Origin of the sequence: Bacillus sp. FJAT-14266, assembly GCF_001719225.1 — a bacterium.
In the GTDB taxonomy this organism is placed as follows: Bacteria; Bacillota; Bacilli; order Bacillales; family Bacillaceae; genus Bacillus; species Bacillus subtilis.
The window spans coordinates 1,351,188-1,369,622 of record NZ_CP017072.1 but is presented as its reverse complement, the minus strand read 5'-3'; the positions used below and the strand labels follow the sequence as shown (position 1 = coordinate 1,369,622).

General features: G+C 44.0%; 19 protein-coding genes and 1 other annotated feature. Of the genes, 6 read left to right on the top strand and 13 right to left on the bottom strand.

Annotated features, from left to right (window positions below):
• Positions 1 to 48: 48 nt before the first annotated feature.
• Positions 49 to 1,737 (bottom strand): septation ring formation regulator EzrA, encoded by a 1,689-nt coding sequence (gene ezrA, locus BGM23_RS07085; protein ID WP_046663894.1) that lies wholly within the window; start codon positions 1,735 to 1,737, stop codon positions 49 to 51.
• 196 nt (positions 1,738 to 1,933) lie between these two features.
• On the opposite strand from ezrA, the gene hisJ reads away from it, so the two are divergent.
• Entirely contained in the window at positions 1,934 to 2,740 is an 807-nt protein-coding gene (gene hisJ / locus BGM23_RS07080; RefSeq protein WP_003229318.1) for a histidinol-phosphatase HisJ, read from the top strand.
• On the opposite strand, the gene refZ is transcribed toward hisJ, so the two are convergent.
• Positions 2,737 to 3,360 (bottom strand): transcriptional regulator RefZ, encoded by a 624-nt coding sequence (gene refZ / locus BGM23_RS07075; RefSeq protein WP_003229313.1) that lies wholly within the window; start codon positions 3,358 to 3,360, stop codon positions 2,737 to 2,739. The two genes, hisJ and refZ, sit on opposite strands and share 4 nt — an antisense overlap.
• 126 nt (positions 3,361 to 3,486) lie before the next feature.
• Here refZ and BGM23_RS07070 point away from each other — a divergent pair, with 126 nt between their 5' ends.
• Entirely contained in the window at positions 3,487 to 3,978 is a 492-nt protein-coding gene (locus tag BGM23_RS07070; RefSeq protein WP_003229311.1) for a GAF domain-containing protein, read from the top strand.
• A 37-nt stretch (positions 3,979 to 4,015) separates the two neighbouring features.
• On the opposite strand, the gene BGM23_RS07065 is transcribed toward BGM23_RS07070, so the two are convergent.
• The gene (locus BGM23_RS07065) at positions 4,016 to 5,755 is read right to left on the bottom strand and encodes a diguanylate cyclase domain-containing protein (protein ID WP_003229309.1); all 1,740 of its coding nucleotides are present in this window, start codon (positions 5,753 to 5,755) and stop codon (positions 4,016 to 4,018) included.
• Positions 5,756 to 6,049: 294 nt separating this feature from the next.
• Between BGM23_RS07065 and rpsD the strand changes: the two genes are divergently transcribed.
• On the top strand, positions 6,050 to 6,652 hold the full coding sequence (rpsD, locus tag BGM23_RS07060; RefSeq protein ID WP_003229304.1) for a 30S ribosomal protein S4: 603 nt from the start codon (positions 6,050 to 6,052) through the stop codon (positions 6,650 to 6,652).
• Positions 6,653 to 6,673: 21 nt separating this feature from the next.
• On the opposite strand, the gene sr7p is transcribed toward rpsD, so the two are convergent.
• The 3 genes from sr7p to acsA form a co-directional block, all read right to left on the bottom strand.
• A complete protein-coding gene (sr7p, locus tag BGM23_RS22290; protein ID WP_032722349.1) occupies positions 6,674 to 6,802 on the bottom strand; it encodes a small protein SR7P in 129 nt (42 codons plus the stop codon).
• Between the two features lie 129 nt (positions 6,803 to 6,931).
• Positions 6,932 to 8,200, bottom strand: a complete 1,269-nt coding sequence (gene tyrS / locus BGM23_RS07050; RefSeq protein ID WP_003229300.1) for a tyrosine--tRNA ligase — start codon at positions 8,198 to 8,200, stop codon at positions 6,932 to 6,934.
• 50 nt (positions 8,201 to 8,250) lie between these two features.
• Positions 8,251 to 8,487: a binding site (T-box leader), on the bottom strand.
• Positions 8,488 to 8,541: 54 nt separating this feature from the next.
• Entirely contained in the window at positions 8,542 to 10,260 is a 1,719-nt protein-coding gene (gene acsA / locus BGM23_RS07045; RefSeq protein ID WP_004399030.1) for an acetate--CoA ligase, read from the bottom strand.
• Positions 10,261 to 10,420: 160 nt separating this feature from the next.
• Here acsA and acuA point away from each other — a divergent pair, with 160 nt between their 5' ends.
• Genes acuA through BGM23_RS07030 form a run of 3 tightly spaced genes read left to right on the top strand, consistent with a single transcriptional unit; the run spans position 10,421 to position 12,884 of the window.
• The gene (gene acuA / locus BGM23_RS07040; RefSeq protein ID WP_003229296.1) at positions 10,421 to 11,053 is read left to right on the top strand and encodes an acetoin utilization protein acetyltransferase AcuA; all 633 of its coding nucleotides are present in this window, start codon (positions 10,421 to 10,423) and stop codon (positions 11,051 to 11,053) included.
• Between the two features lie 26 nt (positions 11,054 to 11,079).
• On the top strand, positions 11,080 to 11,724 hold the full coding sequence (locus BGM23_RS07035) for an acetoin utilization AcuB family protein (RefSeq protein WP_003229294.1): 645 nt from the start codon (positions 11,080 to 11,082) through the stop codon (positions 11,722 to 11,724).
• Positions 11,721 to 12,884 carry an acetoin utilization protein AcuC gene (locus BGM23_RS07030; protein WP_004398517.1) on the top strand — a complete coding sequence of 388 codons (1,164 nt, stop codon included), beginning with the start codon at positions 11,721 to 11,723 and terminating at the stop codon, positions 12,882 to 12,884. The genes BGM23_RS07035 and BGM23_RS07030 overlap by 4 nt, the downstream gene beginning before the upstream one ends.
• Before the next feature lie 10 nt (positions 12,885 to 12,894).
• Here BGM23_RS07030 and motS read toward each other — a convergent pair whose 3' ends face one another.
• The 7 genes from motS to BGM23_RS06995 all read right to left on the bottom strand — a co-directional run bounded on the left by motS (position 12,895) and on the right by BGM23_RS06995 (position 18,344).
• The gene (gene motS / locus BGM23_RS07025) at positions 12,895 to 13,623 is read right to left on the bottom strand and encodes a flagellar motor protein MotS (RefSeq protein WP_003229290.1); all 729 of its coding nucleotides are present in this window, start codon (positions 13,621 to 13,623) and stop codon (positions 12,895 to 12,897) included.
• On the bottom strand, positions 13,613 to 14,431 hold the full coding sequence (gene motP / locus BGM23_RS07020) for a flagellar motor protein MotP (protein ID WP_004398692.1): 819 nt from the start codon (positions 14,429 to 14,431) through the stop codon (positions 13,613 to 13,615). Before motP ends, motS begins: the two co-directional genes overlap by 11 nt.
• A 62-nt stretch (positions 14,432 to 14,493) precedes the next feature.
• Positions 14,494 to 15,498, bottom strand: coding sequence for a catabolite control protein A (gene ccpA, locus BGM23_RS07015; RefSeq protein ID WP_003229285.1), 1,005 nt, complete (start codon positions 15,496 to 15,498; stop codon positions 14,494 to 14,496).
• Between the two features lie 275 nt (positions 15,499 to 15,773).
• Positions 15,774 to 16,850 (bottom strand): bifunctional 3-deoxy-7-phosphoheptulonate synthase/chorismate mutase, encoded by a 1,077-nt coding sequence (locus BGM23_RS07010; RefSeq protein ID WP_003223454.1) that lies wholly within the window; start codon positions 16,848 to 16,850, stop codon positions 15,774 to 15,776.
• A gap of 235 nt (positions 16,851 to 17,085) precedes the next feature.
• A complete protein-coding gene (ytxJ, locus tag BGM23_RS07005) occupies positions 17,086 to 17,412 on the bottom strand; it encodes a bacillithiol system redox-active protein YtxJ (protein ID WP_003229280.1) in 327 nt (108 codons plus the stop codon).
• 23 nt (positions 17,413 to 17,435) lie between these two features.
• On the bottom strand, positions 17,436 to 17,891 hold the full coding sequence (locus BGM23_RS07000) for a YtxH domain-containing protein (protein ID WP_004398549.1): 456 nt from the start codon (positions 17,889 to 17,891) through the stop codon (positions 17,436 to 17,438).
• Positions 17,892 to 17,921: 30 nt separating this feature from the next.
• Positions 17,922 to 18,344 carry a DUF948 domain-containing protein gene (locus BGM23_RS06995; RefSeq protein WP_003229276.1) on the bottom strand — a complete coding sequence of 141 codons (423 nt, stop codon included), beginning with the start codon at positions 18,342 to 18,344 and terminating at the stop codon, positions 17,922 to 17,924.
• Positions 18,345 to 18,435 lie beyond the last annotated feature (91 nt).

Sequence of the window (18,435 nt, the reverse complement as noted above, 5' to 3'; positions counted from 1 at the left end):
AAGAGCCTGCTCATTACACTGCGGGCTCTTTTTCATAGTCGTGATTATCTAAGCGGATATGTCTGCTTTGATTTTTTCAACTGCACCTGGCGCAGCCTTTTCTACAGCGGCAGCTGCAATTTCATAAGAGTCGTCATAATCAAAAGCATAAAAACGTCTTTCCGCTTCTTTCAGCTGTTCAGATAAAATATGATTCTGGCTTCTGAACCGGTTTCCGAACTGAATGATTTTTTCAATGAGGATGACCTGCTCGACAAGTTCCTCTGATTCCCGGCTTGCCCTGTTGACGATTTCTTCTGCTTGTTTCAAATGGGCTCCGGCTTCTTCCATATTTAATGGAAGTTCGTTTAGTTGATTGACTGTTTCTTGAATATGATGATGCGCGTTCTCCAGCATCTCTTGAATATGGCTCGGAATGCCTGGAATGTTGCTAGTCTTCAGCAGTCTAGCTGTCTCAGAAATTGTTTTTTTCAAATTGCTGAGCGTCTCCCTCGCCTGAAGCTCTTCTTTTCTCAGCGCTTGCAGATTTTCACGATACTCGGCATGCTCTTTTTTCACTTCTTCAATTTGCTTCTCTATTGAAGCAACTTCTTCCACTAAAAGTGAGTAAGCGACATGCTCTGCATCGAGCTTATCTTTAACGGATGATAGCAGCTTCCCAATTTCATCAAGGCGCTTTTCAAAAGCCTGCTGTTTGCCGAGCTCACCGGCTGTCAGCCTGTAGCTTTCCTTCACCAGCTCAGTTTCCGCTTTCGTATGCTCTTTCTCTTCTTTAAGCTTGTCGTAAGCAATAATCAATTCAGGCATTTTGCTTAGTACGGATTGACCGGCTTCAACTTCGCCCTCCAGCTGCTGATAAACAGATTGAATATTTTCGTCAATGAGCTGCAGGATTGCGGACGCTTCATCAATATCCAGCTCAGTCATCAGGACATGTTCCGCTCGTTTCAGCTGGTTTGACAGATTTTCTAATTCCTTATCAAGCTGGATATGCTCAAGCTTGTACCCTTTTTCTTTCATTTCTCCATAGCCATCCTTGAGCTTTGCAATCTGTACGGGCACCGTCTGTTTACAGTCAGCTAACAGCTTCGGCACATCATCTATGTATGACTGAAGCCGTTCAAGATTGCGGTCCTGCTCAAGCAGTACTTTTCGTGCAGTAATATAGTTTCCGCCTTCTGTTTCTTCTTCAAATTGTTTGATGCCGCTCCAAATTTCGTCCAGATCCTTTTCAAGGCTGTCATAAAGCTCCCCGTAAAGGTGGCTGTAAGCCAGCAGGTTTTTTCGAGATTTCGAATAGCGCTCCCTCACCTGTTCAATCTCTTCACGGCTCTTTTCCTCACTTGTGACAAGATCGCTGATTTCCCGAAGAATCTTTTCAATGCTTGATTCAGCCGCTGTCAGCAGGTCGTCGATATGAACGAGCACTTGATTGGCCTTTTTAAACCGGTATTTGTCTGCATTTTCCTCGGCATCATAAAGGAGCTCTTCAACTTTCGGCATGTGGGCTGTGACAATCTCATCCCATTCTTCACGCCACTTCTCAAAGAACTCTTCTGTCTGACCCGTCATTTTTAAATGTTTTATTTTAGACATTTCTTCCACGATCGACCGATTCAGAATTTCAATCTTCCACGATTCCAGCCGGTCGATTTCGGCGTAGATTTTTTTCCTGAAAAAGTAGCCTGCCGCAAACAGCGCAAGCAGTACAATTAATAATCCAATGACAAACTCCATAATGAGCCCCCTTGCTGTTTACCTTAATCTGTCAGGGTGTTTTATTTATTCAGAAAGATTTCAGGATATGTATTGAGAAAAACTGTCGTTTTCATTGTTATTATGATACCATGTAACAAACATTTTTTGACCAGAAATCAAAAACTTTTTGTGCAAAATCGGCAGGATTTGACTATTTTTTCATGGGGTGACATCAATGCAAAAGCGAGACGGACATATTCACACACCATTTTGCCCTCACGGCTCCAATGACACACTCAGACAATATGCAGAAGAAGCCTTAAAAAAAGGGTTCGAATCGATTACTTTTACCGAACACGCCCCATTGCCGCCCTCTTTTACCGATCCCACGCCGCTGAAAGACAGCGCGATGGCGCAAGCTTCTTTGGAACGCTATATTCATGAAATTTCCGGATTAAAAAAAGAATATCGCGGACAGCTTAGCATACGGACAGGGCTTGAAGTCGATTATATCGCTGAATTTGAAGACGAAATTACATTATTCCTAGACACATACGGGCCATATTTAGATGACAGCATCTTATCCGTTCATTTTTTGCGCACAGACTCTTCCTATCTATGCCTTGATTATGACGAGCATACCTTCAAAGAGCTGATTTCAGCCTGCGGAAGCATTGAAGCGGTATATGAACAATATTACCGGAGTATCTATTCTTCCATTGTAGCATCTCTCGGCGTTTATAAGCCAAAAAGAGTCGGTCACATCACACTCGTCCAAAAATTCATCAAGCTGTTTCCATACAGCATGTCAGAGCATATTCGCGGCCTCGTTTCTCTGTGCCTGAATGCCATTGAAGAAAACGGAATGGAGCTCGACTTCAATACTTCCGGCTTAAGAAAAACTTACGCTGGCGGTATTTATATCGAGGATTGGATGCTGAATGAAGCGAAGCAAAAGAAGATCCCGCTTGTGTTTGGGTCTGATGCCCATCAAGCGGGAGATGTCGGATATGCGTATGAGGCGTTTTTGGAACGGTGCTAGTTGGTGAGCGCCACGTCTCCTGTCCGGAAGACGCTTCTGATCCAAATCTTGATTTCTTCAAAATACATTTTATAAAAATACGGCTCGTGCGGCTGCATGTAGAGTACTTCTGAAATATATTGAGGCTGGAGATAGGGCATCATCAAGAGAGATTTTAATTGGAGAATAAAATGAGGCAGCGGCAGCGTTAAATATTCACGCTGTTTTTCTCCTTCCTCAATGATCAGCTGGAAGATATACTTTTCCTTCATTAGATATGTCGACATAATTTCCCTGATTAATGTGGAGTCAATTGTGACTTCCCGGTAGACAAAACGAGTTAATTGACGATGATTATGCTGATAGGATAAAATATCGAAAACCAATTGAAGAAGCTGTTCCTGCGTGCTTTGAGTAGAGATATTGCTTGCCGCTGTTTCAAGCGTTTTGCTGTAGCCTTCGTAAAACTCTGAAACTAAGTGTTCCATCAAGCCTCCTTTGCCTTTAAAATAGTAGGAGATGTGCGCAACATTTACATCAGCTGACTTTGCGATTTCACGGACAGACGTGCCAGAAAATCCTTTTTGGTTAAAAAGCATGACAGCAGATTCAATAATTTTGTCTTTGGTGCTTACTTTCATACGGCTCACTCCTTCCTCTTGATACTATTCAAGCAGAAAGCCGCTGTTCCTGTAAGAACTTATCGACAAATGCCGGCAGAAAAGCCGGAACTTTGTTTTATATTATAGAAAAAGTGAGGGTTTTCCATGTTCCATGTCGAAAAACAATCTGGAGATAAAGAAAAAGACTATCAGCTTCTGCTAAAACAGCTCGAAGCCATGACCGAAGACGAAACAGACCAAATAGCTAACTATGCAAATGCCTCAGCACTGCTGTATCATTCGCTGCCTGAAGTCAACTGGGCGGGTTTCTATTTTGCCAAAGAAGAGGATGGACAGCTTGTGTTAGGTCCGTTCCAAGGCCTGCCGGCATGTGTTCGGATTCCTTTCGGCAGAGGGGTTTGCGGCACAGCGTACGCAAACGGAAAAGTGGAACGTATTGAGGATGTAAACGCGTTTCCGGGACATATCGCCTGCGATGCAGCGTCTCAATCAGAAATTGTGCTTCCGATTCGTGTAGACGGAAAAATTGTCGGCGTCTTGGACATCGACAGCCCAGTGAAAAACCGTTTCGACGAAATTGATGAAAAATACTTAACTCAATTTGCCGAAACGCTAGAAAAAGCGTTAGCGCAGTAATATAAAAGCCCAAAACTGATATCGTTTTGGGCTTTTTTTATTTTATTGAGTCATGAATCATCAAGCGGTTTTTCCCGCTCCGTTTCGCGCTGTAGAGCGCTTCATCTGCCTCATGCACAAGCTCTTTCAGCGACTTTTTTGTTTCTGTCGTCCAGCAGGAGATACCGCAGGAAATGGTTACCTCGGGTTTCGTATTTTTTCTGACCGCGTAAACCAGTCGCTCGGTAATCCGTTTCCCCACTGCAACCGGCACATTTGGCAAATAAATCGCCAGCTCCTCTCCTCCCCAGCGGGCACCGACATCATGCTTTCGGATGTTGCTTTTAATCACTGAAGCGACTTGAATTAAAATCTCGTCCCCAGTCTGATGGCCGTACGTATCATTTACATTTTTAAAATTATCAATATCAACAAGAATAAAAACACCCTTTTGATGGATTTTCATGCTGTATTGAATTTTTTCATCTAAATACGCTCGTGAATACAGTTCAGTCAGCTGATCTGTTTTCACGAGATGCTCAAGGCGGTCGCGAAGCATTGAATTGGTTACAGCCAGTGTCGCGTGATGAATCAGCGCCTGAAACAGCTTGTACATTTCAAATGTAAAAGCGTACAGCTCCTGTTTCAATAAAACCGCAAAGCCTAAAAGCCGGTCGTTTTGAATCATCGGAGCAGCCATCAGCGAGCCGTACCCCGCCTTCCCAAAAACAGACTGGCCATTCCCGATGAAAACCCCTTTTTCACCTTCATACAGCTTTTCTTTCAGCTCATTATAAAAATCTGACGGCTTCGCTTCTTTAAAAAATGCTGTGCTGCCTGGGAGCAATGTTAGGTTTTCAAAATGGTCTATATGAAAAAATCCCACTTCTTCTGCCTGAAACGATTCTGCCATTCTCACAGCCAGATCATTCATTGTATCAGTCAATGTCAGCCGCTGATTCAGGCGTCGTGATGTTTCATTAATCAATTCCAAATTTGCGATGCTTGCTTTGGATTGTTCGTAGAGCTGGGCATTTTCAAACGCTTTTCCCGCGGCGTTTGCTAACAGCGACATTTCATCAAGGCAGGCATCAGTAAGAAAGCTGTCACCCGTTCCTTCAGCCTTCAACACCCCGTATGTGCCCTGCTGTCCTTTGATCGGAATATAGGCGACAGATTCATTTTTCCGCAAAATGTCTCCGGACAAATACACTTTGAGCGCAAAGGAATCGGATTTTTCCCCTTCCATATACAGCTCTTTTGCAGGAATCCCTAAACATTGGTCTTGATCGTGCGATATAAATAAAGAAAACTCAAAAAGAGAAAATGTGCTTGTCAAGCTTTCTAAAAGCTGCTTCAGCACATCTGTCTGATCAAGCAGTGAATGGAACAGCTCTGTCATTTTGTATATCTTTTTTTGGTAGATCGTTTTGTTATAGAGTCTTTCCTGTTTCATCGACTGGTTTAAAAATGAAGCAACCACGTCCGGAAGCCCTTCAGGAATCTCTTCATCCTGCCTGCACGCAAGATGGAAACGCCTGCCGGAGCCGTCCTCAATCAGATAACATGAAGCGTTTATTTTTGAAGCGGAAAAACGCGCTTCACCATCTGCCAGTTTTGTCACAAAGTCTGATGGTGACGGTGTAAGCGAAACACAAAGGGTTGAAAAATAGGTTTGAATAGCCGAAGTCAGCCATATGAAAGAGTCGGTGAATGTGACTTTTTCAGATTTGGTTAATAAAAAATCGAGCATATGATAATGAAAGGCGGATAATTGATCTTTAGTTTGTTCTACCATGTTTTTATCACCTAAAAGTTTACCACTAATTTTTGTTTATTATATCATAAACGGTGAAGCAATAATGGAGGAATGGTTGACTTCAAAACAAATAAATTATATAATGACCTTTGTGTGAAATATTGCAGCCTTTTTGTTCAGCTTCTATGTTTTCATTTTGTTCCTTATCAATAAGGTGTATCGTGTAACTCTCTGCTGCTGGAGCGAGGATACATGAAAACAAAATGTGCATGGTCGAATAGAGCAGACGGTTTTTATTTTCCACAAAAATAAAACCAAAGGAGGAGTCACATTATGGCTCGCTATACAGGTCCATCTTGGAAACTGTCCCGCCGTCTAGGAATCTCTCTTAGCGGTACAGGAAAAGAATTAGAAAAACGCCCTTACGCTCCAGGTCCACACGGCCCAGGACAACGTAAAAAATTATCAGAATACGGTTTGCAATTGCAAGAAAAGCAAAAGCTTCGTCACATGTACGGTGTAAACGAACGTCAATTCCGCACTTTGTTTGACAAAGCTGGCAAACTAGCTGGTAAACACGGTGAAAACTTCATGATTCTTTTAGATTCTCGTCTTGATAACGTTGTGTACAAGCTAGGTTTAGCACGTACTCGCCGTCAAGCTCGCCAATTGGTTAACCACGGTCACATTCTTGTAGACGGAAGCCGCGTTGACATCCCGTCTTACCTAGTGAAACCTGGTCAAACAATCGGTGTTCGCGAAAAATCAAGAAACCTTTCTATCATCAAAGAATCTGTTGAAGTGAACAACTTCGTTCCTGAATACCTTACTTTCGACGCTGAAAAGCTTGAAGGTACTTTCACTCGTCTTCCTGAGCGTTCTGAACTTGCTCCGGAAATTAACGAAGCGCTTATCGTTGAGTTCTACTCTCGTTAATCGTTTTAAAAACCCCTGCCGCTATGCGGTCGGGGTTTTTTTATCGTCTGTTTCGTCATTCGCCTCTTGCTGGCCAACACTATCTTGCGCCTGCTGCTCCCAATGATCCCGCTGCAGCCGTTCTTTTGCAATCGTACACATGAGATTCACGCTTTAGCGCTCCTTTCATTTAAAAGGTGGTGATTGGTCGTGTTTGCCCTATCTAATATACTCTTTTCCTTTCATTCCTATGCGGTAAACAAAAAGATCCTTTGCCTTCAGTGGCAAAGGATCTTTTTCTTATTTATACGTCACAAGGAAGTATTTTTTCTTCCCGCGGCGCAGAACAGTAAATTGGTTTTCGATGCGGTCTTCACCTGATAGGGTATAATTTATTTCCGTCTGGCGTTCACCGTTAATGTAAACAGCTCCGTTTTGGATGTCTTCACGCGCTTGGCGTTTAGAAGGAGATAATTTAGATTGCACCAACACATCTACAAGTGAAAGCTCTTGGGTGCTGTCAACTTCCATAGAAGGAACATCTTTAAAGCCTACTTTTACGTCTTGAGCAGAAAGCTCTTTAATATTGCCGCTGAACAGCGCTTGGGAGATGTTGATGGCTTGCTCCAGCGCCTCGCGTCCGTGAACAAGTGATGTCACTTCTTCTGCCAGGCGTTTTTGCGCTTCACGTTTTTCTGGCGCCGTTTCTGTTTTTTCAGCGTATGCTTCAATTTCCTCTTTTGAAAGGAACGTGAAGTATTTCAAGTATTTGACAACGTCACGGTCGTCTGTGTTGATCCAGAATTGATAGAATTCATATGGCGATGTTTTTTCTTTATCAAGCCAGATCGCGCCGCCTTCCGTTTTTCCGAACTTCGTGCCGTCTGCTTTTGTGACAAGCGGAATCGTTAGGCCAAACGCTTTTGCTCCTTCTTCTTCTGATTTTCTGATCAGTTCAAGACCCGCTGTGATGTTGCCCCACTGATCGCTTCCGCCGATTTGCAGTTTACAGTTTTTGTCTCTGTAAAGATTTAAGAAATCATAAGATTGAAGAATCATGTAGCTGAATTCCGTGTACGAGATGCCGGATTCAATTCTTGAGCTGACCGTATCTTTTGCCAGCATGTAATTGATGCCGAAATTTTTACCAACGTCACGAAGGAAATCGATCACATTCATTTTGCCGATCCAGTCAAAGTTGTTCGCGATGACAGCTGGGTTTTCTGCTGCTTCAAAATCTAGAAATCTGGACAGCTGGTTTTTGATTTTTTGGGACCATTCGGATACGATGTCAGCAGTGTTTAATGTACGCTCTGCTTTTTTTCCGCTTGGATCACCGATGAGGCCCGTCGCGCCGCCCACAAGCGCAATCGGATGATGCCCTGCAAGCTGAAAACGGCGAAGTGTTAAAATAGGCAGCAGGTGTCCGATATGCAAGCTGTCTGCTGTAGGGTCAAAGCCTGAGTACAAGCGGATTTTTTCTTCATTCAGCTGTTTATTTAACCCTTCTTCATCTGTCATTTGCTGAATCAATCCGCGGAAGGATAAGTCTTCAAGTAAGTTAGTCATAAGATAAAGCTCCTTTTTTAATTAAAATAAAAAACGCCCCTTCGTTTACACGAAGGGACGATTGATTATCGCGGTACCACCCTACTAATAAGAGAATGCAAACATTCGTCTTATCACTTTGCCTGATAACGGATCAGGTCCGTTCTTTCACTACTGAAAGCCTGGCCGGCTTTGTTTGCAAAAGCGGTTCATGAGTGTATTCGATATATCCGTCTGTGCTGATTTTCACCGGCCATCAGCTCTCTGGAACGTAAGGATATTCTACTTGTCTCAATCTTTACCTTTTCATATGAAGCTATATCATTTTTAACATAAATAAAATCCTGTGTCAACGCCGCCTTTTAATCCTCCATTGTTGACAGATCTCCAGCCGGCAGATTAAGCTCCCATGCCTTCAGCACGCGCCTCATGATCTTTCCGCTTCTGGTTTTCGGAAGCTTATCTTTAAATTCGATCTCACGCGGAGCCGCATGGGCTGCAAGACCCTGCTTTACAAATAGGCGGATCTCTTCTTTCAGTTTATCAGACGGCTCAAATCCTTCCCTGAGTGCAATAAAGGCTTTAATGATTTCTCCACGCACCGGGTCAGGCTTTCCGATAACGCCTGCTTCTGCAATAGCCGGATGTTCGACAAGCTTGCTTTCCACTTCAAATGGGCCGACGCGCTCACCGGAGGTCATGATGACGTCATCAACTCTGCCTTGGAACCAAAAGTATCCCTCTTCATCCATGTAAGCAGAATCCCCAGACACATACCAGCCGCCCGGCATGAAATACGATTCATACTTTTCAGGGTTATTCCAAATGGTATGCATCATGGAAGGCCAGCCCTTTTTGATGGCGAGATTGCCCATTCGGTACGGCGGTAGCTCGTTGCCTTGATTGTCAACGATCGCTGCCTCCACTCCTGGAATCGGCTTACCCATTGAACCCGGTTTAATATCCATGCAAGGATAGTTGCAGATGAGCTGACTGCCCGTTTCGGTCATCCACCAGGTATCATGGATTCGTTTGTTAAAAACTTTATGTCCCCATCTGATGACTTCCGGATTTAGCGGCTCACCGACACTGAGCACATGCCGGAGTGAAGTTAGATCATATTTCGCAGCCATTTCATCTCCCGCTCCCATCAGCATCCGAAAAGCTGTCGGCGCGCTGTACCAGACATTGACGCCAAGCTGTTCAATCGTTCCATACCAGCTTTCCGGGCTGAAACGTCCGCCGACGATGACATTTGTCGCTCCGTTCAGCCACGGTGCAAAAATGCCGTATACCGTACCTGTCACCCAGCCTGGATCAGCCGTGCACCAATAAATGTCTTCTTCCTTTAAATCAAGGACCCACTTTCCTGTTTGATATTGCTGAATCATCGCTTCATGGACATGCAACACGCCCTTTGGCGTACCAGTGGAACCTGATGTATAGTGAAGCAGAAAGCCGTCTTTTTTATCCATCCATTCGATATCCAATCTTGTGCTTTCCTGTTTCGCTGCTTCATCATAATTGATGATATTCGTGCCGCTCTCAGCCTCTCCCCCGACTACGAAGACATGCTGCAAGTGAGGCAGTTTGTCTACCGGTATTCTCTCCAGCAGCTCAGGCGTTGTGACAACAACCTTTGCCTCACTGTTTTCAAGCCGGTCTTTCACCGCTCCCTCCATAAATGCTTCGAACAGCGGCCCGGCGATGGCGCCAATTTTGATTGCGCCAAGCATAATAAAATAAAGCTCGGGTGATCTCGGCATAAAAATAAAAACGCGGTCCCCTTTTTCCACATTTCCATACCGTCTCAGCACATTCCCGGCTCTGTTTGATTCTTCCTTCATTTCTTTAAATGTGTATTTTTCATCCCTTTTTGCGTCTTTATAATAAAGCGCTACTTTGTTTTTTCGAAACGATTCGGCATGGCGGTCAATCGCTTCATACGCCGCATTCAGTTTCCCTGTCTCATGCCAAGAGAAATGTTTCTCTGCCTCGGCCCAATCAAAATGCCGGTACGTTTCTTCATAGTTTTTTAAGTTATGATCCCCCTCTATTGCTGGTAACGCTTTCAAGTTCATGCCCAAACATCCCCCTTTGCTGAAGTTGTCACAATTATTATAGTATATATTCATATTCTTCTCAATTTTTAAAATATAAACCATGTTGAAAACGCTTTATAATTTGGTATTCTTAAAGAAGGCATGTATTTTTGATAAGAATTGATGGGACGGTGAATTAGTGGAACATCATAAAACATACCATTCAGCAAACATCAAAACAGCAACCGGCTCTTTACTGATAGAAGGGCCTGTCTCTCCAGAGGATTTGGCAGGTTATGAGTTTCATAAAGATTTAACCGCATTTCGCCCGCCTCGCGAGCAGCATGAAGCGCTAGTCGACATTGCAGGCCTTCCCGAAGGGCGCATTATTATTGCCAGAGACGGCCGAACCATTGTCGGCTATGTCACGTATTTATATCCTGACCCGCTCGAAAGATGGTCTGAAGGAAATATGGAGGATTTGATTGAGCTCGGAGCCATCGAAGTAGCGCCGGACTATCGGGGATGCGCTGTCGGAAAGACGCTCCTGACCGTCAGCATGATGGATGAACAAATGGAAAACTACATTGTGATGACGACAGAATATTACTGGCATTGGGATTTAAAAGGGATGAAAAAAGATGTGTGGGAATACAGAAAGATCATGGAAAAGATGATGAATGCAGGCGGATTGGTCTGGTTTGCAACGGATGAGCCGGAGATCAGCTCCCACCCTGCAAACTGTCTGATGGCCCGCATTGGAAAAAACGTCAGCCAAGAATCAATTGAGCAATTTGACAGGCTCCGTTTTTATCATCGTTATATGTATTAACTGACACTGACAAAGGGGAAAAAATAATGATTGTTGAGCAAATCATGAAAAGAGATGTCATTACATTAACGAAGACGGATACGCTTGAAACAGCAATATGCAAACTGAAGGAATTCCATATCAGGCATCTGCCTGTTGTAGATGAAGAACGACACGTGATCGGCATGATTACAGACAGGGACATGAAACAGGCCAGCCCGAGTATTTTTGAAGAAAACAAACGAAGCCTATTTCTCACACGAAGCGTAGATTCAATTATGAAAAAGGATGTTGTCTGCGCCCACCCGTTAGATTTTGTCGAAGAAATATCAGCCGTGTTCTACGAGCATGGCATCGGCTGCCTACCAGTGGTACACCATCAAAAATTAATAGGCATTTTAACAAAAACCGATTTGCTGCGGACGTTTGTCAAATTGACAGGCGCTGACCAGCCGGGCTCGCAAATTGAGATAAAAGTAAACGACATCACCAAAAGCCTCGCTGAGATCAGCAGTCTTTGCCAAGACCTTCAAGTGAAAATATTAAGCGTGCTTGTTTATCCGCATGACGATCCCGGTGTAAAAGTGCTTGTCTTCCGTGTAAAAACGATGAATCCGCTGCCGTTTTTGCAGGCATTACAAAGAAATGGACACCACGTCGTATGGCCGTCAGAGCAAAGGGATCTGCTATGAGAGACAGTGTATTTATCTATTCTCCATCCTACCAAACCTATATGTTTCATCAGGAGCATCCCTTTAATCAGCAGCGGGTTCTGTTAACATATGATTTGCTTAAGACGATCAATGCCTTTGATGATGGAGACATTGTCACCCCCAGACTCGCTTCAGAAGAGGAGCTTTCCCTTGTCCACACGGACGATTACATTCAGGCCGTAAAGCTTGCGGGCGCCGGAAAGCTTCCCGCTGAAGAAGGAGAAAGCTACGGGCTCGGCACTGAAGACACACCCGTCTTTGCCGGCATGCACGAAGCGGCATCACTCTTGGTCGGCGGCACTTTAACGGCCGCAGACTGGGTCATGTCAGGACAAGCCCTGCATGCGGCAAACCTTGGCGGAGGGCTTCATCACGGCTTTCGCGGGAGAGCATCAGGATTCTGCATATACAACGACAGCGCTGTGGCTATTCAATATATCCAGAAAAAATATAGCGCCAGAGTGCTTTATATTGATACGGACGCCCACCACGGGGACGGTGTGCAATTTACATTTTACGATAATCCTGACGTATGCACGCTGTCCATTCATGAAACAGGAAGGTATTTATTCCCTGGAACCGGTCAGATCCAAGAAAAAGGAAGCGGAAAAGGATATGGCTATTCCTTTAATATTCCGCTTGACGCTTTTACAGAGGATGATTCTTTTCTTGAGGCTTACCGGACAGCAGCTTCAGAAGTCGCCGCGTATTTCGAGCCCGATGTCATTATCAGCCAAAACGGCGCCGATGCCCATTACTACGACCCGCTGACGCATTTATCAGCAACAATCAATATATACGAAGAAATCCCCCGTCTTGCACACACTTTGGCTCATCAATATTGCGGAGGGAAATGGATTGCAGTCGGAGGCGGCGGATATGATATTTGGCGTGTCGTGCCCCGCGCCTGGGCCAGAATATGGCTTGAAATGAAGGGAATTGACCCGGGTCACGAGATCCCGCCGGAATGGATTGTTAAATGGCAAAAACAATGCCCCGTGGCCCTTCCGTCGAGCTGGAGCGATCCGGCTGATTTATATCCTCCGATTCCCCGCAAGCCTGAAATTACAGAAAAAAATGCCCAAACTGTCAGCAAAGCATTATATGCGATACGTTCTGAACAGCAAAGAACAAAGTAAAAAACGACCTTTACGAAGAGGTCGTTTTTGATTTTTTAATCACTATTTCCACACGCCGATTTTCCTTCATGTGTTCATTTGTCTTGTTATCCTTTACTGGCTTTGTATCCGCATAACCGACAGCAATAAAGCGCTTGGAGGGAAGCTTCTCTTTAGACGTGAAGTATTGAATCACTCCACTTGCCCGTGCTGCTGATAGCTCCCAGTTCGACGGGTATCGGTATGTCGAAATGTTTCGGCTGTCTGTATGTCCCTCAACCTGAATGTCATTTGGAATTGTTTGAAGAAGAACGGCAATTTGGTGAAGAAGTGTTTCGGCATTTTTCAGCACCTTTGCCTCACCTGTATCAAACAGCACAGCCTCCTGAAGAACGAGCACGACACCGCGTTCATCCCGTTTGGCTGTCATTTGGGCCTTCAAATGATTGTCTTTTATATATGTATTTACTTTCTTGAGAAGCTGATCCTGCTGATCCTCTTGCTTCTTCGTATCAGATGGGGATGTATTCTTTTTTTCTATGGATGTTTGGTCCGGCTGAAGCCCGTTGCCTTCCTTCTGGATCGAGTCCACTGCCGCTTTGAATTTTTGCAGATCGATTTGGGACATCGAAAAGAGTAAAATAAAGAACACAAGGATCAAGGTGATCAGATCTGTAAAGGTTACCATCCAGCTGGATGAAGATTGACTGTTTTTTCCGCTTCCATTCCTTCTTTCAAAACGTTCTCTTCTAAGCTTCATGTACAGATCCCTTTTTTGTTTTTACTTGTTTTGGCTGCTTCTGCCATTCTTCCCGTGAGCTGAAAACGACCAGCTGGCTTTCAAGGTTGCGCGGGTTTTTTCCGGATTGAACACCGATAATCCCTTCCACCATTACCTGCTTGATGAAAATTTCACTTTCTGTTTTCTCTTCAAGCTTAGCCGCGATCGGGTTGAAGACCATATTTGCCAGTAATGAACCATATAAAGTCGTCAGAAGCGCAATGGCCATGTTTGGTCCGAGCATATGCGGGTCGTTTAAGTTTTTGAGCATCAGCACAAGCCCGACGAGTGTTCCGATCATTCCCCATGCCGGAGCGAATTCTCCCGCTTTTTCAAAAACTCGCCGCCCTTTTCGGTGCCGTTCCTCCATTGCTGCGATTTCTGAATCCATGACGAGCCGAATCGTTTCTTCATCCCAGCCGTCAATCGCTAAAAGCAGCCCTTTTTTCAAGAATGGATCTTTGATTTCCCGAGCCTGATCATCCAATGATAAAAGCCCGTGTTTTCGCGCGTGATCGGAAAGGGAAACAAAGGTTTTCACAAGATCTTTCACATTGTCTTCCTGGCGGATGAATGCCTGCTTTAACACAGAGGGCGCTTTTTTCAGCTCACTTGGCGGAAAACTGATAAAAACAGCGGCGCAAAGTCCCCCTGTTACGATGAAGAAAGAGGTCAGATCAAGAAAAGAGCGGAAACCGCTTACTCCCGATCCTGAAATAATCCCGATAACAATAATAATCGTTCCTAACACAAATCCAACAGGTGTAAGATAATCAAAACGTTTCATCATTTCTCCCCATGAAAAAAGCAAGAATTCACCATAAAGGTGAAGCTTGCTCTTTGTTTTTCTTATGACTTGGTTGACTTTCTAAGCTCTATACGGTGCGGCAGTTCGACGATATGCTCTTCAACCGGCTCTTTATTCATGAGCTTCGTCAGCAGTCTCATCGCAACGGCGCCGATATCATATGTCGGCTGAACAACTGTTGAAAGCTGAGGACGAACCATGAGGCTTAATCTTGTATTATCAAAACCGATAATGTCGAGATCCTCCGGAATGGATAAGCCCTGATCCTGAGCGGCATGGATAATGCCGAGTGCCATTTCATCAGTTGCAGAAAGAATGGCTGTCGGTTTTTTATCCAGGCTCATCAGATGCTGCAGTGCTTCGAGTCCGGAATCATATGTGTAATCCCCTTCAGCTACAAATTGTTCATTAAACGGAAGGTTCGCTTCTTCAAGCGCACGTTTGTAGCCTTGGAGTTTTTTCGAACGGTTGATCGGTTCTGCCATTGGTCCGGAAACGAACGCGATGTCTGTATGTCCTTTATCAACCAAAAGCTTCACGGCATCATAAATCGCCTGTTCGTAATCGATAGCGACTGACGGTGTTTCCTCCTGCTCTTCTACAGAAGCGGCAAGTACAATCGGCACTGGAGAACGCTTAAATTCCGCCACATGCTCGTCCGTAATGTTTCCGCCCATAAACACGATGCCGTCCACTTGTTTGCCGAGCATTGTGTTTAACAAGTGCAGCTCTTTCTCCATGTTTTGGTCAGAGTTGCTCAAAATAATATTGTATTTATACATTGTCGCGATATCTTCAATTCCGCGCGCAAGCTCTGAATAGAAAATGCTTGAGATATCGGGAATGATGACACCTACAGTTGTTGTTTTTTTACTTGCCAGCCCTCTTGCCACCGCGTTTGGACGGTAACCGAGACGTTCAATGGCTTCCAAGACTTTTTTCCTCGTTGTCGGTTTTACATTCGGGTTGCCGTTCACGACACGGGAAACGGTTGCCATGCTTACATTAGCTTCTCTCGCTACATCGTAGATCGTAATATTGCTCATCCTAAAACCACTCCTTTTACTGGATACACTTATCCTTATCTATAGCATAAACACTTTATGTAGAGAAATGTCATAATGTCCGAATTTATGTCGTTTATGATTTGTAAGCGTAAGTCAGTAGTGTACATTATTTTTCATTATTCATCAAATTTAATTACTTCTCATGAAATTATACACGTTTTTATAGATGATGAAAACGTATACTTGGTTTTTATAACTAAATAAACGAGAAAGCATAAAAAAAGGCCGCAGGCGCGGCCTTTTGGATTGTTCAATTAAGCGTTGACTTTCACCATTGGCTTCAGTTCATTCAGCCATTTTTCGAATTCAGGAATCGCCATTTGCTGAGCAGAGTCAGAAAGTGCGACTGACGGATCAGGGTGAACCTCAGCCATTACGCCATCAGCACCGATCGCTAAAGCGGCTTTAGCTGTCGGAAGCAAGAGGTCACGGCGGCCTGTTGAATGCGTAACATCAACAAAGACTGGCAAATGCGTTTCTTGTTTCAAAATCGGCACAGCTGAAATATCCAGCGTGTTTCTCGTTGCTGTTTCATATGTTCTGATTCCGCGCTCACAAAGGATAATTTGGTCATTTCCTTGTGACATGATGTATTCAGCAGCATTGATGAATTCAGAGATCGTTGCAGCAAGACCGCGCTTCAGAAGCACTGGCTTTTTCACGGCGCCGGCCGCTTTCAGCAATTCGAAGTTTTGCATGTTGCGCGCTCCGATTTGAATGACATCAATGTAGTCCAGCGCTTCTTCGATATGAGCCGGAGTTACGATTTCACTGATAACCGCCAGATCAAATTCATCCGCTACACGTTTTAAAATTTGAAGGCCTTCAACACCAAGCCCTTGGAAATCGTATGGGCTCGTACGAGGCTTAAAGGCTCCACCGCGCAAAATTTTAATCCCTTGTTTTTTCGCAGCTGCAGCGACTTCAGCTACCTGCTCATAGCTCTCTACCGCACATGGGCCGACAATGAATCTTTGCTGGCCGTCTCCGATTTTTTCGCCTTTGATATCAACAATTGTATCTTCAGGTTTTTTCTTGCGGGAGACAAGCAGCGCTTTGCTGTGATCTTCTTCCTGAAGCTCTAAACCGGCTTTGAATATCTCTTTAAAAATGTGCTGGATGGTTGAATTTTCGAACGGCCCGTCATTGTTTTCAATGATATTGTTTAACATTGTGCGTTCTCTGACAGGGTCAAATCGGTTGACACCCTGTGCTTCCTTCGCTTTACCGATCTCTTTTACAACATTGCCGCGTTCGTTGATTAATTTTAAAATTTGTAGGTTTAATTCGTCTGCTTTCTGCCTTAAAAGCTCTAACTCTGTGTTGCTCATTTTTTTCATCCTTTCCCTGCACATTCATTTTTTATTTTGTAGTTATCATGCATCTTACTATAAGTAATTCCAAATGGAAATACTGAAATACAAAAAATTTTATAAAAACTCTACTTTATTACCCAAACGCTTTTAAGTGATAAAGTAATCTATGAAGCTATCCTACATGATGTGAGGGCAATGTTCAAGGGTTTTTTACAAAAAAAAGCGCCAGATGATATCTGGACGCTTTTTTCTATGACAAATGCTGCTCAATAGCGGCTTCTGTAATTTGTGAATGTGAGGTATGCCATTTCACTTCACCGTTCTGGATGATGAATATCTGAGGGCTTTCATGCTTGACCCCATATGTTTCTGCAATGAAATTGGACAGCGGCCGGGCTTCTTGTACTTGAAGATAGTAAGCCGGCACATCCTCATGCTGATTTGCAAAGGCATCAAACTCATGAAATGCTGCCTGGCTGATCGGGCATGTGGTGCTGTGTTTCAAGAAGACGAAAACGCCTTCCTGTTCTGCAATCCGTTTAAATTCTTCCTCAGATTGAATAAGCTGTTTAGCCATGACTCAAGCTCTTCCTTCCCTGCTCAGCGATTCAACTGCTCAGCCTGTTTTTGTGCATCTTTCAGTTCGTCTTTTACATCTTCTTTCGTCTGGAGGACTTGATCTTTTGTTTCATCAGCTGCCTGCATCGCTTCTTCCCTCATATCTTGCATTGCAGTCGATGAATCCGTTTTGTCAGATTTGGAACGGTCTCTCAAATCCTTTACCTTGTTCATGATCTGTCCAGACTGATCCGCTACAAGCTGTGTGATGTTGGAAGTTTTGTCTTTTGCGATGCTGACATATTGCGTGCCTTTTTCCTTCGCATCTGCCGTCATTTTATCAGTTTTGTCCCGTAAGGCAACAGCCTGGCTGCCGAGATCGTCGCGAAGTTCTTTGCCTGATTTAGGCGCTAGAAAAAGAGCTGTAGTGGCACCGATGATTCCCCCGATTAAAGTTCCGATTAAAAAATCTTTACTATTAATTCCATCTTTGCTCATCATTATTCCTCCTCTTAGTATTTTTTTCTCTTACAGGGCTGATTTTTTCTTTTGCTTCCATTTCTCCCAAATTTCCATTGCTGCTTGACTCCAAGTGACAACTTGATTGATCTTATCTTGATTCTCTCTAACTGATGCCGATACAGACCCTGCCGCTTGTTTCATGGATGTATTGAACTGCTGTACAGAAGCTCCCACTCCTTGAACAGCATGAACGACCGTGTTCAGCTTTTCTGATTTTTCCTGAATATCTTCAGCCAGGCGGTTGGTCTTATGTAAAAGCTCGGCTGTTTCAGTTGTGATGCCCTTCATTTGTCCCTCCAGCCCTTCAAGAGTGGATGCGACGTTTTTTAGTGTCAGCTGCAGTGACTTCAATGTTTTAGACAAGTAGATCACTAATACGAGAAATGCAACTGCGATGAGTGCAACGCTCAAATAAAGAATAATAATCATCTCAAACCTCCTTGCTGCAGGATATACTGCTGTTTACCCGTTTTCTTCAATCCTAAACATGTGTACTGGGCTGTATACATACTATTCTCCG

Excerpts from the sequence above, each read along its gene's own strand:
- BGM23_RS06995 (WP_003229276.1), bottom strand. The coding sequence starts at position 18,344 with ATGATTATTATTCTTTATTTGAGCGTTGCACTCATCGCAGTTGCATTT.
- BGM23_RS07065 (WP_003229309.1), bottom strand. The coding sequence starts at position 5,755 with ATGGTAGAACAAACTAAAGATCAATTATCCGCCTTTCATTATCATATG.
- ytxJ (WP_003229280.1), bottom strand. The coding sequence starts at position 17,412 with ATGGCTAAACAGCTTATTCAATCTGAGGAAGAATTTAAACGGATTGCA.
- BGM23_RS07010 (WP_003223454.1), bottom strand. The coding sequence starts at position 16,850 with ATGAGCAACACAGAGTTAGAGCTTTTAAGGCAGAAAGCAGACGAATTA.
- BGM23_RS07070 (WP_003229311.1), top strand. The coding sequence starts at position 3,487 with ATGTTCCATGTCGAAAAACAATCTGGAGATAAAGAAAAAGACTATCAG.
- ccpA (WP_003229285.1), bottom strand. The coding sequence starts at position 15,498 with ATGAGCAATATTACGATCTACGATGTAGCGAGAGAAGCTAATGTAAGC.
- ezrA (WP_046663894.1), bottom strand. The coding sequence starts at position 1,737 with ATGGAGTTTGTCATTGGATTATTAATTGTACTGCTTGCGCTGTTTGCG.
- rpsD (WP_003229304.1), top strand. The coding sequence starts at position 6,050 with ATGGCTCGCTATACAGGTCCATCTTGGAAACTGTCCCGCCGTCTAGGA.
- motS (WP_003229290.1), bottom strand. The coding sequence starts at position 13,623 with ATGAAGCTTAGAAGAGAACGTTTTGAAAGAAGGAATGGAAGCGGAAAA.
- motP (WP_004398692.1), bottom strand. The coding sequence starts at position 14,431 with ATGAAACGTTTTGATTATCTTACACCTGTTGGATTTGTGTTAGGAACG.
- acsA (WP_004399030.1), bottom strand. The coding sequence starts at position 10,260 with ATGAACTTGAAAGCGTTACCAGCAATAGAGGGGGATCATAACTTAAAA.
- tyrS (WP_003229300.1), bottom strand. The coding sequence starts at position 8,200 with ATGACTAACTTACTTGAAGACTTATCCTTCCGCGGATTGATTCAGCAA.
- BGM23_RS07035 (WP_003229294.1), top strand. The coding sequence starts at position 11,080 with ATGATTGTTGAGCAAATCATGAAAAGAGATGTCATTACATTAACGAAG.
- BGM23_RS07000 (WP_004398549.1), bottom strand. The coding sequence starts at position 17,891 with ATGAGCAAAGATGGAATTAATAGTAAAGATTTTTTAATCGGAACTTTA.
- refZ (WP_003229313.1), bottom strand. The coding sequence starts at position 3,360 with ATGAAAGTAAGCACCAAAGACAAAATTATTGAATCTGCTGTCATGCTT.
- hisJ (WP_003229318.1), top strand. The coding sequence starts at position 1,934 with ATGCAAAAGCGAGACGGACATATTCACACACCATTTTGCCCTCACGGC.
- BGM23_RS07030 (WP_004398517.1), top strand. The coding sequence starts at position 11,721 with ATGAGAGACAGTGTATTTATCTATTCTCCATCCTACCAAACCTATATG.